General features: G+C 60.5%; 13 protein-coding genes. 9 read left to right on the top strand and 4 right to left on the bottom strand.

What is annotated here, in order from left to right:
- Positions 1–198: 198 nt before the first annotated feature.
- Positions 199–1,935, bottom strand: a complete 1,737-nt coding sequence (locus ACYZT8_RS15715; RefSeq protein ID WP_461973985.1) for an IlvD/Edd family dehydratase — start codon at positions 1,933–1,935, stop codon at positions 199–201.
- A gap of 193 nt (positions 1,936–2,128) precedes the next feature.
- Here ACYZT8_RS15715 and ACYZT8_RS15710 point away from each other — a divergent pair, with 193 nt between their 5' ends.
- The 9 genes from ACYZT8_RS15710 (at position 2,129) to ACYZT8_RS15670 (ending at position 9,092) form a co-directional block, all read left to right on the top strand.
- The gene (locus ACYZT8_RS15710; RefSeq protein ID WP_461973983.1) at positions 2,129–3,451 is read left to right on the top strand and encodes an MFS transporter; all 1,323 of its coding nucleotides are present in this window, start codon (positions 2,129–2,131) and stop codon (positions 3,449–3,451) included.
- Positions 3,452–3,604: 153 nt separating this feature from the next.
- The gene (gene araD1, locus ACYZT8_RS15705; protein WP_461973981.1) at positions 3,605–4,597 is read left to right on the top strand and encodes an AraD1 family protein; all 993 of its coding nucleotides are present in this window, start codon (positions 3,605–3,607) and stop codon (positions 4,595–4,597) included.
- A gap of 10 nt (positions 4,598–4,607) precedes the next feature.
- On the top strand, positions 4,608–6,188 hold the full coding sequence (locus tag ACYZT8_RS15700) for an aldehyde dehydrogenase (NADP(+)) (RefSeq protein WP_461973979.1): 1,581 nt from the start codon (positions 4,608–4,610) through the stop codon (positions 6,186–6,188).
- Positions 6,189–6,377: 189 nt separating this feature from the next.
- The gene (locus tag ACYZT8_RS15695; RefSeq protein ID WP_461973977.1) at positions 6,378–6,677 is read left to right on the top strand and encodes a DUF5629 family protein; all 300 of its coding nucleotides are present in this window, start codon (positions 6,378–6,380) and stop codon (positions 6,675–6,677) included.
- Positions 6,670–7,839, top strand: a complete 1,170-nt coding sequence (locus ACYZT8_RS15690) for a lactonase family protein (protein ID WP_461973975.1) — start codon at positions 6,670–6,672, stop codon at positions 7,837–7,839. The genes ACYZT8_RS15695 and ACYZT8_RS15690 overlap by 8 nt, the downstream gene beginning before the upstream one ends.
- A 155-nt stretch (positions 7,840–7,994) precedes the next feature.
- The gene (locus ACYZT8_RS15685; RefSeq protein ID WP_010459844.1) at positions 7,995–8,174 is read left to right on the top strand and encodes a hypothetical protein; all 180 of its coding nucleotides are present in this window, start codon (positions 7,995–7,997) and stop codon (positions 8,172–8,174) included.
- Positions 8,175–8,384: 210 nt separating this feature from the next.
- Positions 8,385–8,510, top strand: a complete 126-nt coding sequence (locus ACYZT8_RS15680) for a hypothetical protein (RefSeq protein WP_255141673.1) — start codon at positions 8,385–8,387, stop codon at positions 8,508–8,510.
- Between the two features lie 115 nt (positions 8,511–8,625).
- Positions 8,626–8,838: a hypothetical protein gene (locus ACYZT8_RS15675; protein WP_461973973.1), complete on the top strand. Its 213-nt coding sequence runs from the start codon at positions 8,626–8,628 to the stop codon at positions 8,836–8,838.
- Positions 8,835–9,092 carry a hypothetical protein gene (locus tag ACYZT8_RS15670; protein WP_461959129.1) on the top strand — a complete coding sequence of 86 codons (258 nt, stop codon included), beginning with the start codon at positions 8,835–8,837 and terminating at the stop codon, positions 9,090–9,092. Before ACYZT8_RS15675 ends, ACYZT8_RS15670 begins: the two co-directional genes overlap by 4 nt.
- A gap of 149 nt (positions 9,093–9,241) precedes the next feature.
- On the opposite strand, the gene ACYZT8_RS15665 is transcribed toward ACYZT8_RS15670, so the two are convergent.
- From ACYZT8_RS15665 to ACYZT8_RS15655, 3 genes are read right to left on the bottom strand one after another with little or no spacing between them, the layout of a single operon-like run.
- Positions 9,242–9,838 carry a glutathione S-transferase gene (locus ACYZT8_RS15665; protein WP_461973971.1) on the bottom strand — a complete coding sequence of 199 codons (597 nt, stop codon included), beginning with the start codon at positions 9,836–9,838 and terminating at the stop codon, positions 9,242–9,244.
- A complete protein-coding gene (locus ACYZT8_RS15660; RefSeq protein WP_461973969.1) occupies positions 9,835–13,476 on the bottom strand; it encodes an AAA family ATPase in 3,642 nt (1,213 codons plus the stop codon). The genes ACYZT8_RS15665 and ACYZT8_RS15660 overlap by 4 nt, the downstream gene beginning before the upstream one ends.
- A complete protein-coding gene (locus ACYZT8_RS15655) occupies positions 13,473–14,717 on the bottom strand; it encodes an exonuclease SbcCD subunit D C-terminal domain-containing protein (RefSeq protein WP_461973967.1) in 1,245 nt (414 codons plus the stop codon). The genes ACYZT8_RS15660 and ACYZT8_RS15655 overlap by 4 nt, the downstream gene beginning before the upstream one ends.
- Between the last annotated feature and the right edge of the window lie 171 nt (positions 14,718–14,888).

Below are 14,888 nucleotides of genomic sequence, written 5' to 3'. Positions count from 1 at the left end.
CGCGATCCTGTGCGATGGAGATGTTGCGCATGATAGCAGGCGCGCGATGATCGTTCCCATGCTCTGCGTTGATGATCGTTCCCACGCTCTGCGTGGGAATGCATCAAGGGACGCTCTGCGTCCCACGCGGGAAGTGACGCAGAGCGTCACGGGCTGCATTCCCACGCGGAGCGTGGGAACGATCGATAGGTAGGGGTATTAGTGAGAGTGGCGGGGCACTTCTGAGCCGCGGCAACCGACCAGGAAGTCGAAATCGCAACCCTGATCCGCTTGCAGCACATGGTCGATGTACAACTGACGATAACCGCCCACGATCAATTGCTGCGGCGGTTGCAGGTCCGCCATGCGCGCCGCGAGTTCCGCATCCGGAATGTCCAGATGCAAACGCCCATTGGCGCAATCAAGCTCGATCCAGTCGCCTTCCTTCACTGTCGCCAAAGGCCCGCCGGCCGCCGCTTCCGGGGCAACGTGCAAAACCACCGTGCCATACGCCGTGCCGCTCATGCGTGCATCGGAAATGCGCACCATGTCCGTCACGCCCTGAGCCAGCAGCTTGGCTGGCAGGCCCATGTTGCCGACTTCGGCCATGCCTGGATAACCCTTCGGCCCGCAGTTCTTCATCACCAGAATCGAGTTGGCATCGACGTCCAGTTCCGGATCGTTGATCCGTGCCTTGTACATGTCGAAGTTTTCGAACACTACGGCACGCCCACGGTGCTGCATCAATTCGGCGCTGGCTGCGGATGGCTTGAGCACCGCACCCAGCGGCGCGAGGTTGCCGCGCAACACGCAAATGCCTCCGTCGGCGCGGATCGGGTTGTCGAGGGGGCGGATCACTTCGTCCTGGCCGTAGATCGGCGCGTCCTTGGTGTTTTCGCCGAGGGTCTTGCCGTTGACGGTCATGGCGTTCGGATGGGGAATCAGATTGGCTTCACCGAGGCGGCGCAATACCGCTGGCAGGCCGCCGGCGTAGTAGAACTCTTCCATCAGGAAACGCCCGGACGGTTGCAGGTCGACGATGGTCGGCATGCCGCGACCCATGCGCGTCCAGTCATCCAGGTCCAATTCGACGCCGATGCGACCGGCGATGGCTTTCAAGTGGATCACGGCGTTGGTCGAACCACCGATGGCGGCGTTTACACGGATGGCGTTTTCGAAGGCTTCCTTGGTCAGGATCTTCGACAGCTTCAAGTCCTCGCGAACCATTTCCACTGCGCGCATGCCGGACATGTGCGCCAACACATAACGGCGTGCATCCACCGCAGGAATCGCCGCGTTGTGGGGCAGGGACGTGCCCAGTGCTTCAGCCATGCAGGCCATGGTCGAAGCGGTGCCCATGGTGTTGCAAGTACCGGCCGAACGGGACATGCCGCCCTCGGCCGCGAGGAAATCGTCGATGGTGATGGTGCCGGCTTTGACTTGTTCGCTGAGCTGCCAGACCACGGTGCCGGAGCCAATGTCCTGGCCTTTGTGCTTGCCGTTGAGCATCGGCCCACCGGTGACGACGATGGCCGGCACGTCGCAACTGGCGGCGCCCATCAACAGTGCCGGGGTGGTTTTGTCGCAACCGGTCAGCAGGACGACGCCATCAATCGGGTTGCCGCGAATCGCTTCTTCCACGTCCATGCTCGCCAGGTTGCGGGTGAGCATGGCGGTGGGGCGCAGGTTTGATTCGCCGTTGGAGAACACCGGGAATTCCACAGGAAAACCACCGGCCTCGATCACCCCGCGTTTGACGTGCTCCGCGATCTGGCGGAAATGCGCGTTGCACGGGGTCAGTTCCGACCAGGTATTGCAGATGCCGATGATCGGCTTGCCGTGGAACTGGTGGTCGGCGATGCCCTGATTCTTCATCCAGCTGCGGTACATGAAGCCGTTCTTGTCGGCGGTGCCAAACCATTGGGCGGAGCGCAGGTTGGGTTTCTTATCAGACATGATCGATTCTCTTATTGTATGACTATATTGTTCGAGCTACGGCGTAACATAAGCGCAATTTCGCCGGTTTGGAAGTGTTGTTGGGTAATTAGTATTACTATATAGTCGCTTTCAACGGAGGGATTGCCCTGGCAGTTTTCAGCGAGAGGCGTCCCCCGAGGTTCTATAACAACAACAATCGGAGACCGATCTCATGAGCCAGGAACTGCGGCTTATTCGTCGCATCACGCTGAAACTGATTCCCTTCCTGATCCTGCTGTACCTGATCGCCTATGTGGATCGCTCCGCCGTAGGATTCGCCAAGCTGCACATGGGCGCCGACATTGGCCTGGGCGACGCGGCCTATGGCCTCGGTGCAGGGTTGTTCTTTATTGGTTACTTCCTGCTGGAAATCCCCAGCAACCTGATGCTCGACCGCTTCGGCGCCCGGCGCTGGTTCGCGCGGATCATGGTCACCTGGGGCGCCATCACCATCGGCATGGCCTTCGTCCAGGGGGCGCACAGCTTCTATGTCATGCGTTTTCTGCTCGGCGCGGCCGAAGCCGGGTTCTTCCCGGGCGTTCTCTACTACATCACCCAATGGTTCCCGATTCGCCATCGCGGCAAGATCCTCGGGCTGTTCATCCTTTCCCAACCCATCGCGATGATGATCACCGGCCCGGTGTCCGGCGGCTTGCTCGGGATGGATGGGATTCTCGGTCTGCATGGCTGGCAGTGGCTGTTCATCGTCATCGGCACCCCGGCGATCCTGCTGACCTGGCCGGTACTGCGTTACCTACCGGACGGCCCGCAACAAGTGAAATGGATGGACCAGGCCGAGAAAGACTGGCTAACCGGCGAGCTGAAAAAAGACCTTGAGGCCTACGGCCAGACCCGGCACGGCAATCCGCTGCACGCTCTGAAAGACAAGCGCGTGTTGTTGCTGGCGCTGTTTTATCTGCCGGTGACCTTGAGCATTTATGGCCTGGGCCTGTGGCTGCCCACGTTGATCAAACAGTTTGGCGGCACTGATCTGGTGACTGGTTTTGTGTCATCAGTGCCGTACATCTTCGGGATCATTGGTTTGCTGATCATTCCGCGCAGTTCCGACCGCTTGAATGATCGTTACGGCCACTTGGCGGTGCTTTATGTGTTGGGCGCCATCGGCCTGTTCCTTAGCGCCTGGCTGACCGTGCCGGTGCTGCAACTCGCGGCGTTGTGCCTGGTGGCATTTGCGCTGTTTTCCTGCACCGCAGTGTTCTGGACCTTGCCGGGTCGTTTCTTCGCCGGCGCCAGTGCAGCGGCGGGGATCGCGTTGATCAACTCGGTGGGCAACCTCGGTGGTTACATCGGTCCGTTCGTGATCGGTGCGCTGAAGGAATACACCGGCAACCTGGCCTCGGGCCTGTACTTCCTGTCGGGTGTGATGGTGTTCGGGCTGGTGTTGACCGGCGTGGTGTATCGGTTGCTGGAGCGCAAACATGTGCTGGCGGCGGACCAGTTTGCGGCGAGTGCCCGAGGCGCGAGCCGTACCTGATACAAAACAGACAATCACCATCGATCCTGTGGGAGCGGGCTTGCCCGCGATGACGGCGGCACATTCACAATTGATGTGTCAGGCAGATCGCTATCGCGGGCAAGCCCGCTCCCACAGGGGGCGGTGGTGTTCCGAAAACACAGGAGAAAATCCATGCGTTTAGTGCAGTTCGAACTGAGTAACGGCGAGCGTCGGGTGGGCGTGGTCGAGGAGGGGTTGATCCGCGAAGTCCAGGACGCGCGCACTGTTCGCGACCTGGCCCTGGCGGCGATCGAGGCGGGCGTCAATCTGGAGCAGCAGGTGAAAACCCTTGGCCTCGGCATTAGCCATGACTACGCAGAGTTGCTGGCGCAGTTGCGAATCCTCCCACCGCTGGATCACCCTGACCCGGCGCACATGCTGGTCAGCGGCACCGGCCTTACCCATCTCGGCAGCGCGTCGGCCCGGGACAAAATGCACCAGCAGGTCGGCGACGAAGCCGCGATGACCGACACCATGCGCATTTTCAAATGGGGCGTGGAGGGCGGTAAACCGGCGGCCGGGCAGGCCGGCGTGCAACCGGAATGGTTCTACAAGGGAGACGGCAGCATCGTCGTGCGTCCGGGCCAACCGTTCCCGCTGCCGCCCTTTGCCGAGGACGCGGGTGAAGAGCCTGAACTCAGTGGCCTCTACGTCATCGGCCACGATGGCAAGCCGTATCGCCTCGGTTTCGCAGTGGGCAACGAGTTCTCCGACCATGTGATGGAGCGCAAGAATTACCTCTACCTTGCGCATTCGAAACTGCGCAGTTGCAGCTATGGCCCGGAACTTCGCGTCGGTGAACTGCCTCAACATCTGGCCGGTACCAGCCGCATCCTGCGTGACGGCGAAGTGCTGTGGCAGAACGAGTTCCTCAGCGGCGAGGCCAACATGTGCCACAGCCTGGAAAACCTTGAGTACCACCATTTCAAGTACAGCCAGTTCCTGCGTCCGGGGGACGTACACATTCATTTCTTCGGCACCGCGACCCTGTCCTTTGCCGACGGCATTCGCACCCGACCGGGTGACGTGTTCGAGATCAGTCAGGCCGAGTTCGGCGCGCCATTGATCAACGGGATTGCACCGGTTGAAGCAGCGTTCGAGCCCGGCACCGTCGGCACCCTTTGAGGAGAAATGCATGACCCAGATTCTTGGTCACAACTACATCGCCGGCCAGCGCAGCGCTGTCGGCACCGTCAAACTGCAAAGCGTCGATGCCAGCACCGGCGAAGCCTTGCCTCACGATTTCTTCCAGGCCACGCCTGAAGAGGTCGATGCCGCCGCCAAGGCAGCCGCAGCCGCTTACCCGGCTTACCGCAGCCTGAGCGCCGAACGTCGCGCGCAGTTCCTCGATGCGGTTGCCGATGAACTTGATGCATTGGGCGATGACTTTGTCGCGGTGGTCTGCCGCGAAACGGCATTGCCTGCCGGGCGTATTCAAGGCGAGCGCGGGCGCACCAGCGGCCAGATGCGCCTGTTCGCCAAAGTGCTGCGTCGCGGTGATTTCTATGGCGCGCGGATCGATCTGGCATTGCCGGATCGCCAACCGCTGCCCCGTCCGGACCTGCGCCAATACCGCATCGGCCTCGGGCCAGTCGCCGTGTTTGGTGCGAGCAACTTTCCGTTGGCATTCTCCACGGCGGGCGGTGACACCGCGTCGGCGTTGGCCGCTGGTTGCCCGGTGGTGTTCAAGGCTCACGGCGGCCACATGGCCACTGCTGAACAGGTGGCTGACGCGCTGATTCGGGCGGCGGAAAAAACCGGCATGCCGGCCGGTGTGTTCAACATGATCTACGGCGGCGGAGTCGGCGAAGCGCTGGTCAAGCATCCTGCGATCCAAGCGGTGGGTTTTACCGGTTCGCTGAAGGGTGGCCGTGCGTTGTGTGACATGGCCGCAGCCCGTGCGCAACCCATCCCGGTGTTCGCCGAGATGTCGAGCATCAACCCGGTGATCGTGTTGCCGCAGGCCCTGGACGTTCGCGCAGACACCATTGCCCGCGACCTGACCGCTTCGGTGGTGCAGGGTTGCGGCCAGTTCTGCACCAATCCCGGTCTGGTCATCGGTATTCGCTCGGCGCACTTCACCGCGTTTGTGCAACAGGTGGCGGGGCTGATCGGCGATCAGCCAGCGCAAACGATGCTCAATGCCGGGACTTTGAGCAGCTATGGCAAAGGCTTGCAAAAACTCCTTGCTCACCCGGGTATCGAGCATCTGGCTGGCAGCCCGCAGCAAGGCAATCAGGCGCAACCGCAGTTGTTCAAGGCTGATGTCAGCTTGTTGATCAATGGCGATGAAGTGCTGCAGGAAGAAGTCTTCGGTCCGACCACGGTGTTCGTCGAAGTCGCAGATCAGGCGCAACTCAATGCCGCGTTGAACGGCCTGCACGGGCAGCTGACGGCGACGATCATTGGCGAACCGGCGGACTTCGAACAGTTCGGCGAGCTGACGGCGCTGCTGGAGCAAAAGGTCGGACGGATCCTGCTCAATGGCTATCCGACGGGTGTTGAAGTCTGTGATTCGATGGTCCACGGCGGGCCGTATCCGGCGACTTCCGATGCACGCGGCACGTCGGTCGGCACGTTGGCGATTGATCGTTTCCTGCGTCCGGTGTGCTTCCAGAATTATCCGGACAGCCTGCTGCCGGAGGCGTTGAAGAACGCTAATCCGCTGCGAATCCAGCGCCTGGTGGACGGCAAACCCTCCCGCGACGCCCTCTAACGGCCGAGCAAATCCCTGTGACTGATCGTTCCCACGCTCTGCGTGGGAATGCAGCCCGGGACGCTCCGCGTCCCTTCAAAGCCGAACGCAGAGCGTCCGAAGAGGCATTCCCACGCAGAGCGTGGGAACGATCAGCCCGCCCTCACATTGAGCTATCATTGCGTCTTTCCCATTCAAAGATTGACTGCCATGACTGCCGCAACCGACACCTTGCTCGCCACCCTCGAACACTGCGATATGGTGGAAATCGACGGGCTGCACGCCTTCGAATTCTCCCTCGATGAAGACGACAATCTGCACATCGAATGCCTCGACGGCCGCGTGTCCAAACACTGGGAGTTCACCCCGGCCGAAGTCGAGGCCGCGACCTTCGATCCGACTCTGCAAAGCTGGCTGATCACCGGTGATTCCGGCGAGCACCGCTTGGTGTGCATGACCGCGTTCCGCGGTGATGACGACGAGGAAGAAGAAGGGAATCTGGATGCATAAGCTTTGGCCGCTGTTGATCGCCGGCAGCATCGGCGCGATGGGCATTGAGGCGGCATCCGCCGACGACTATCAGTTGCTCGTCGGTTCCTACACGGCGGGGCAGAGCCAGGGCATTTATCGCCTGAATTTCGACAGCGCCACCGGGCAGATCAACCCCAAGCCGCTGCAAGTGGTCACCAGTGAAAACCCGTCCTGGCTGACGGTTTCCAAAGATCAGCACCGCCTGTTCGTGGTCAACGAAAACGGCCCGGGACAGAAAGATCCGGTAGGGCGCGTCAGCAGCTATGCGATCGACCCCTCGACCCTCGAGCTAAGGCTGATCAATCAGGTGCAGAGCCTGGGCAACGAGCCAACACATTCGAGCCTCAGCGGTAATGCCAGTCACTTGTTCGTCAGCAACTATTCGGTGGCTGAAGACCCGGGTGGCACGCTGGCGGTGTTGCCGGTTAGCACTGATGGCAAACTCAAAAACGTGGTGCAGATGAGCAGTCATCCGTCGAGCAGGGTCAATCCCGAGCGGCAGATGTCGGCGCATGTGCATTCGACGGTTTCGTCGCCGGACGGCAAGTACGTGTTCTCCAACGACCTGGGCGCAGACAAGGTCTTTGTCTACCGCTTCGATCCCAAGGCGAATCCGGAGCTGCCGCTGGTTGCCGCCACACCCGCATCCGTCCAGTTGCCAGCCGGTAGCGGGCCGCGTCATTTGCTGTTCAGCACCGATGGCAAACACGCCTGGCTGACCATGGAAATGAGCGCGCAGGTCGCGGTGTTCGATTACCAGAACGGCAAGCTTGAGCAAACGCAGATGGTGGATCTGGCGGCGGGTCAGCCTGTCTCCGACAAGGCCGCCGCTGCGCTGCATACGTCGGCCGATGGCAAGTTCCTTTACGTCAGCAACCGTGGCACTGCCAATCAGTTGCTGGTGTTTGCCATTGATCCTGAGACCGGCCACCTCAAGGAGCTGCAGCGTCGTTCGGTGGAAGGTGATCACCCGCGCGAGTTCAGCCTCGACCCGAGCGGCAAGTTCTTGCTAATTGCCAATCAGAAGAGCAACCAGATTGTCGTGGTCGAACGCGATGCCAAGAGCGGTCTGCTGGGTAAAACCGTGCAAAAGCTGCCGATGGATGCCCCGAGCGACCTCAAGTTCCTGGTGCGTCAATAGGCCGCAGGCCCCGGTTGATGGGGCCTGCATCCTTGTATTAATGAGACTGATATCTGCTAATGCTACAAAAGATTTCAAGGCGCCAACCTCGAAGGTTAAGTTTGCTTCACGGCCCCACCGGGCAAGCAAGCCAACTGAATCCGAGGAATACCGCCATGAACTTCAATCTCTTCTCCATCATCGCCGCTTCTGCCATCTCTGCCACCGTTGCTCTGCCAGCCAGCGCCAACGTTGAAATCAGCGACAAAAAATCCCACGCCCAGAGCTACACCCAGAAATACTTGCAACAGAGCGCCAACTTCTACGCGGCGCTGGATCACAAGACCCAAGCCTGAAATTCCAACCCTGCATCTTTTATGCAGGAGCGAAGTCACTTGCGCCGATCGAGCTGAAACGCATCGAGAAACCTGAGTGATGTCGCTCCTGCATAACGCGTTTACGACAGCATCACATAGCCACTAATCAAGCGCTTGATATCACATAGCCATGCGTTTAGATTTGGCGCTGAGTTTTTGACTCCTTATCTAATAACAAGGATCGACAGCATGGCGATGCGTCTGGCAGTGGTTCTTCTTTTTCTCTATTCCACCCCCATTCTTTCGGCTGCCCAGCCCGTTCCAGACGAGCCGGATGCGGCCCGCGAGCGCTTGATGAGTTTTATTGAAGACTGAAATAGACTGGCTTAATGATTAACGAAGCTGATGGTTACTATGGATAACCCCGAGTGGTTATCACAGCTTTTTTGATCGATTCTGTGGGCTCTGAAACATGCCCACGGAGAACACCATGGCCAGCTCAATCCTCACTTCTGCCAAATACGGCGCCTACCTGGCCATAGGTCTTTACGTGGCCCTGGTGTTGGTCGTCAGCCTTTCGGCTCAATTGCAACACACCGTTGAAGCACCGATTCAGGTCGCTTATCCCGCCATCCAGTTCGAACACCGTGCTCAAAACGTGGTGGTTGAACACGCAGACTTGGCGGGAGTGGCAGGGGCATGAAAGGGGGCAAACTCTGGGTCATCGCCTTCCTGGCGTTCATGACCAATGGCTCTTCCCTGTTAGGGATAGGGCAGGGCTCGGCAGGTTCCGTCGCACGGTCCATCGAAGCCAATCACAACCTTGCGCGAGACATTGAAACGGCGAAGGCCTTGGGACTGCTGGCAGGCAATCCGCCGATCAAACGCCAGGACGATTTTTTCGGGCCGTTCCAGGTTGATTGCTCGGTACTGGAAATGTGTGAAGTGTTCGCGTAGGCAAAGCAACCTTTTGTGGCGAGGGAGCTTGCTCCCGCTGGGCTGCGAAGCAGCCCCAAAGCCTGTAACTACAGAGAGATCGCGTCAGCCGGTTTACGACTGCTGCGCAGCCGAGCGGGAGCAAGCTCCCTCGCCACAGGGTTGTGTACTTACTTCTGCATCACGCCTACAAACAACTCAGACTCCAAAAACCGCTGCAACCAAACCTGCAACCGCACATAAGGCGTCTGCCCGAACCACTCGCGATCAACATGGGCGAATTGCCGTATGAACGGCATCAACGCCACATCCGCCAGGCTTGGATGCTCGGCCAGCAAGTAGTCGCGCCCCTCCAGCAACTCATCCAGCTTGCGCAAGAACACCTCACCCGCAGCGCGATAGGTTTCCATCGGCTGCTCGGAGTAACGCTCGGCGTACTTGTAGCGATTCAGCTGCACCTTGAACGCCTGATCATTCTCTTCAATCAGCACGGCGATTTGCGCCTGTGCGGCGGGATCATCCGTGAGCAACCAATCCTGCGGATCGTTCTGCGCCAAGGCCCAGTGCATGATCGCCAGGCTTTCATCGATGACCTGACCGTCGACACTCAACACCGGGACCGTGCCCTTGGCCGATAGCGCGAGCATCTCGGCGGGCTTGGCCTTCAGGCTGACCTCGACAATCTGCACCGCAACGCCCGAATACCGCAGGGCCATGCGCGCTCGCATGGCGTAAGGGCAGCGGCGGAACGAGTACAGCGTATTCATTTCACCTCCAGGGTGCTCAGGCCATTGCCCTGGCGGTGGACCTGAATCTGCACCGGAATCCGCTCATGCATTTCCTGCACGTGGGAAATCACCGCGACCTTGCGGCCCTGCGCTTGCAGGCCATCGAGCGCGTCCATGGCCAGTTGCAGGGATTCCGGATCGAGGCTACCGAAGCCTTCGTCGATGAACAGCGATTCGATTTTTAGTGTGCTGGAGGCCATGGAAGCCAGGCCGAGCGCCAGGGCCAGCGACACCAGGAACGTCTCGCCGCCCGACAACGAATGCACTGAGCGCAGCTCGTCGCCCATCTCGGTGTCCATCACCAACAAGCCGAGCATGCTGCCACCGCGTTTCAGGCGATAGCGCCGCACCAGTTGCCGCAACTGAACGTTGGCGTGATGCACCAGCAAATCGAGGTTGTAGGCCTGGGCGATCTTGCGGAAGGTGTCACCGGTGGCGGAGCCGATCAGCGCATTCAAACGGGCCCAGCGCTGGTACTCGCTGTAGGCGTCGGCGATCTGCTGCGCCAGGGCCTGATTGGCGTTCTGCCGACGCTGATCCTCGGCCTGTTCGGCACGCAGTTCGGCGCAACGGTGTTCGCTGGCGGCGAACAGGTTTTGCAGATCTGTCAGGGCCGTGGCGAGTTGCTCGGCGTCGAGGTTGCCGTTGTGTTGCGCCTGATGATTGAGCAGGCGCTGATCGCGTTCCTGCAAGCGCACGTTGGCCTGTTCGATGGCTTTTTCGCTGTGCTGCAATTGCTGCCGCAGTTCGCTGACTTGCTGATCGTCGATGCTCAGCAGTGCTTCCAGGCCCTCATCATCCAGCTCTGGATGCAAGGCGCGCCAGTCGGCGATCTTCGCGCTCAGCTCACGGTCCTCGGTTTCCAGGGCCATCAAACGCTCTTGTTTGGCTTTGAGTTCGGCGGCCAGTTCGACTAACCGGGTGCGCACGGTTTGCAGCTCCTGATTGGCCGTTGCCTGGGCATTGCGCGCCTGTTCGACGGCTTGATCCAGTTGCTGCTGCCATTGTTCAGCGCTGCTGTGTTCGCCGAGCAGTTGCGTCAGTTGTTGCTGGCAAGCCTGTTGTTGCTCGGCGAGAACGGTGAACTGTTGCTGGGCGGCTTCCAGTGCCTGGACGCGGGCCAGTTGGCGGTCCTGTTCTTTTTCCAGCGTCTGCTGACGCTGTTGCTGTTCGCCGAGTTCATCACGTTGCTGGTCGAGTTGCTCCAGACGCTGGGCGATCTGCCGGTCGAGCTGCATGAAGGTCGCGGCAGGTTCGTTGCGCAAGGCCTCGAGCGTTTCGGCCGGGAGCAGGGTGCTGAAGGCGCTCAACTCTTCGTCCAGACGCTGGCGATCACTGCTCAGCTCACGTTGCTGATTGCTCAGGTGTTGAGTCGCTTGCTGACTCGCCGCTTCGGCACTGCGCAGTTGCTGCTGAAGGCGAGCCGCGTCGTGTTGCAGCGTGAGCAGGGCGGTTTGCCGTTGTTCATCCTGGGCGATGCTCTGGCTCAACTGGCTATTTTGCTGCACCAGCCAGTTGTCGCGTTTGCTCGCGTCCTGAGCCAGCAATTGCGTGGACAGCGGATGCGCTTCGAGGCTCGGCGTCAGGCCTTGTTGCTGGGTGGTGAGTTGGTCTTGTTGCTGCAACAACTCTTTTTGCTGAGCGATCAAGCCGCCGACTTCGCCACGCAAATCCGTGAGTTTTTCTTTCAGTAGATCAACCGCTTTCTGCGCGTTGGCCTGCTCGCTCTCATCGTGGCGACCGAGGCTTTGCAGCAACGCTTCGGGTTGATGATAAGGATGGTCGGGGCTGCCGCAGACCGGGCACGGTTGATCGTCCTGCAACTGTGCGCGCAGCTCTTCGACGCTGGCGCTGCGGGCCAGACGCTGACGCTCCAGTAATTCGCGAGTGACGGTCAGGGTCTGTTCGGCGACGACCAGATCGTTCTTGGTTTTCACGCCGTCCTGGGTCAGGCGATCACGTTCCTGCTGAGCGCTGAGCTGGCGTTGCGAAAGCTCGGCGCCGCGTTTGTCGATCTCCTGCTGGCTGGCCCACAGCCGCGTCAGTTCTTCAAACGCTCGCAGCTGTTTGCGGTTGTCCTGCAACAGGTTGCCGAGCAGCTGGATCTGTTCGGCCACGGCCTCGGGCTCGGCACCGGCCTCTTTGTAGAGCACTTCCAGATTCTGCTTTTGCGCAGTCAGTTCTTCGCCCGTGCGGGCGGCGCTTTGCTCCAGGGCGGCCAGTTCCGCTTGGCCTTTGTTCAAGCGATTACCGATCAGCATCAGCTGTTGCAGGCGATCACGGTAAGCGTTCCACGCTTCGCTCAACGGCGCCAAGTGCGTGCTTTGCTCAAGCTCCCCGGCAATCCGCTCCAGACGTGCAGCCACCTGCTTTTGTTGCTCGAGCAGGCCTTGAATCGTGTTCTGCCCTTGCGTACTGGCCAGTTCCGCTTGTTGCTTGAGGTCTGCACTTGCACTGGCGTCTTTGACCAGCCGGGCGAGGGTGCTTTGCGCTTCAAAGGCCTGTCGCAGCAGCGGCGCCTTCGTGGTGTGTTGGCTTTGGGCTTCAACCAGCGCAGTGTGCGCAGCACTCAAACTCTGTTCGAGTTGCGCCTGACGCTCGTTCAGTTCGGCATGCTGCTGGGTGTGCTGCTGAATCTGCGCCGCCAGCGGAGTGAGCTGGGCGATGAGTTCGGTCTTGCGGGCGAACTGGTGCCGTTGCGGGGCCAGTTGTTCCAGGCGCGTCAGCTTCAACCGTTCGCCAGCCAGGCTTTCCCAGTGCTGCCGGTCGCTGGTCAATTGTTCGGTGGCGCTCTGTTGTTCGTCCTGTAATTGACGCAGGTCCTTAAGCCAGGTGTGCTGCAACTCAAGCTGTTTGAGCTGCGCTTGCTGGGCCTTGAGTAGCTGCTGCGCCTCGTTGAAGCGCTGGTCAAGCTCGGCCCGGGCTTCGGGTGACAGCGGCGTCACGCCCGTGGCCTGATCCTGCAACAGCTTGTGCGCTTCGCGGGCATCCTTGGCTTTGTCGAAAGCGCGGCGACCGAGACGGGTGTAAAGCGCCGTGTCGGTGAGTTTCTCCAGCAGTTCGCTGCGTTCGTTGTCGTTAGCCTTGAGGAAGGCACTGAACTCGCTCTGGGCCAGCAGCACGGCGCGGGTGAACTGTTCGAAGTTCAGGCCCAGAACGGCTTCGAGCTGGGTTTTGAACTCGACTTTCTGACTGGCCAGCAGCTGATCCTGATCGATGTCGCGCAGACTCTGACGGCTGGCTTGCAGCTTGCCGCCAGCCTTTTCGCGAGCACGATTGGCTTCCCAGCGCGCACGGTAACGACGGCCGTCGATGCCGACGAAATCCACTTCGGCATAGCCTTCGCCGGTGCCACGACGCAGCAAGGTGCGCGGGTCGCCGGTGCTGATTTCTCCGTCGGCATCCGGCGCCTTGGCCGACACCTGGGCGTTGCTCAATCGCGGCACGGCGCCAAACAGGGCGAGGCACAAGGCGTCGAGCAAGGTGCTTTTACCGGCGCCGGTCGGCCCGGTGATCGCGAACAGACCGGCGCTCGCCAGCGGTTCAGCGGTGAAATCGATTTCGAATGGCCCAGCCAGCGAGGCGAGGTTTTTCAGGCGGATCGCGAGGATCTTCATGGTTGTTCGCTCTCCATCTGCACATCCTGCAACAGCTCGGCAAAGTCCTTCAGCGTTTGCTCATCGACCTCACTGCCGTAGCTGTCCTGCCAGGCGCGACTGAACAATTCCTGAGGCGTGAGCTGGTCCAGCTCGATCAACGTGGTGCCGTCATCGAGGCCCTCGCGACTGCCGTTGCCGGCGTACTCGGCAGCGATGCGCACCAGGCGCACGGCTTTGCCTTGCAGGGCGGTTTCTACTTGATGACGTAGATCGGGTTGCGGCTCGTCGAGACGCACACGCACTTCCAGCCATGGCTGGCGCTGGATGTCGGCCAGCAAGTCGATGTTCGGCAGCTCGGCCAGTTGCAAGAGGATTTCGGCCAGGGGCGCCGGGCCGATGCGTTGCAGGTTGACCGCGCGGGGGACCAGTTTCGGTTCGACGCTGACCAGGGTTTCGCCGTCGAGCGTGACGTCGAGAATCTGATGCTGATAACCGATTTCGGAGAACGACAACGGAATCGGCGAGCCGCTGTAGCGGATGCGTTCTTCACCGTTGACCTTCTGCGGCTTGTGCAAATGCCCCAGCGCGACGTAGCTGATGCTCGGCCCGAACAGGCTGGCAGGCAGGGCTTCAGCGTTGCCGATGATCAGGCTGCGCTCGGAGTCTTCCGAAACGGAACCGCCGGCCATGTGCGCATGGCTGATGGCAATCAGCGCCTGACCCGGCTTGCGTTTGGCGTTGGCTGCTTCGATCAGCCATTCGTGAACCTGACCGATACCGCGCAGGTAGTTGTCGCCCAACTGCGCGCCGGTCACTTCGGCGGGCCGCAAAAACGGCAGCGCCAGGCACCAGCCAGCAATTTCACCGCTGGCATCCGGCAATGGCAGCAACAGCCGTTCGGCGTCCAGCTGGCCGTCATCCAGCCACAGCACACGCCCGAGCGCGTGGGTGCGCAAACGGCGCATCAATGGCGCAGGCAGTTCGATCCGCGAGCCGGAGTCGTGGTTGCCGGCGATGATCACGATGGTCAGCAACGGTTGCTGCTCGTGGGCGCTGACGATGAATTCGTAGAGGCGTTCCTGGGCTTTGACCGGTGGGTTGACCGTGTCGAAGATGTCGCCGGCGATCAACAGCACATCGGGCTGGTCCAGCTTCAGCTGGCGCAGCAGCCATTCAAGAAAGCAGGCGTGCTCGAAATCGCGTTCCTGGCCGTGCAGGTTCTGCCCAAGGTGCCAGTCGGAGGTGTGAAACAGACGCAAGGCGAACTCCGTAGGAAATAAGGTAATGGCCGCGAGGAAAATGATGGCGGCGAAAGGGGAGAGAGTTTACTGGCAAACACGCTGGATCGCCCGATGGATCTGATCAAACTGCCGACCTGTGGCGAGGGAGCTTGCTCCCGCTCGGCTGCGCAGCAGTCGTAAATCGGGCGA

It is taken from the genome of Pseudomonas sp. LB3P93, from assembly GCF_054898025.1.
The sequence above is the reverse complement of the archived record's forward strand: the minus strand, read 5'-3'. Positions and strand labels throughout refer to the sequence as shown.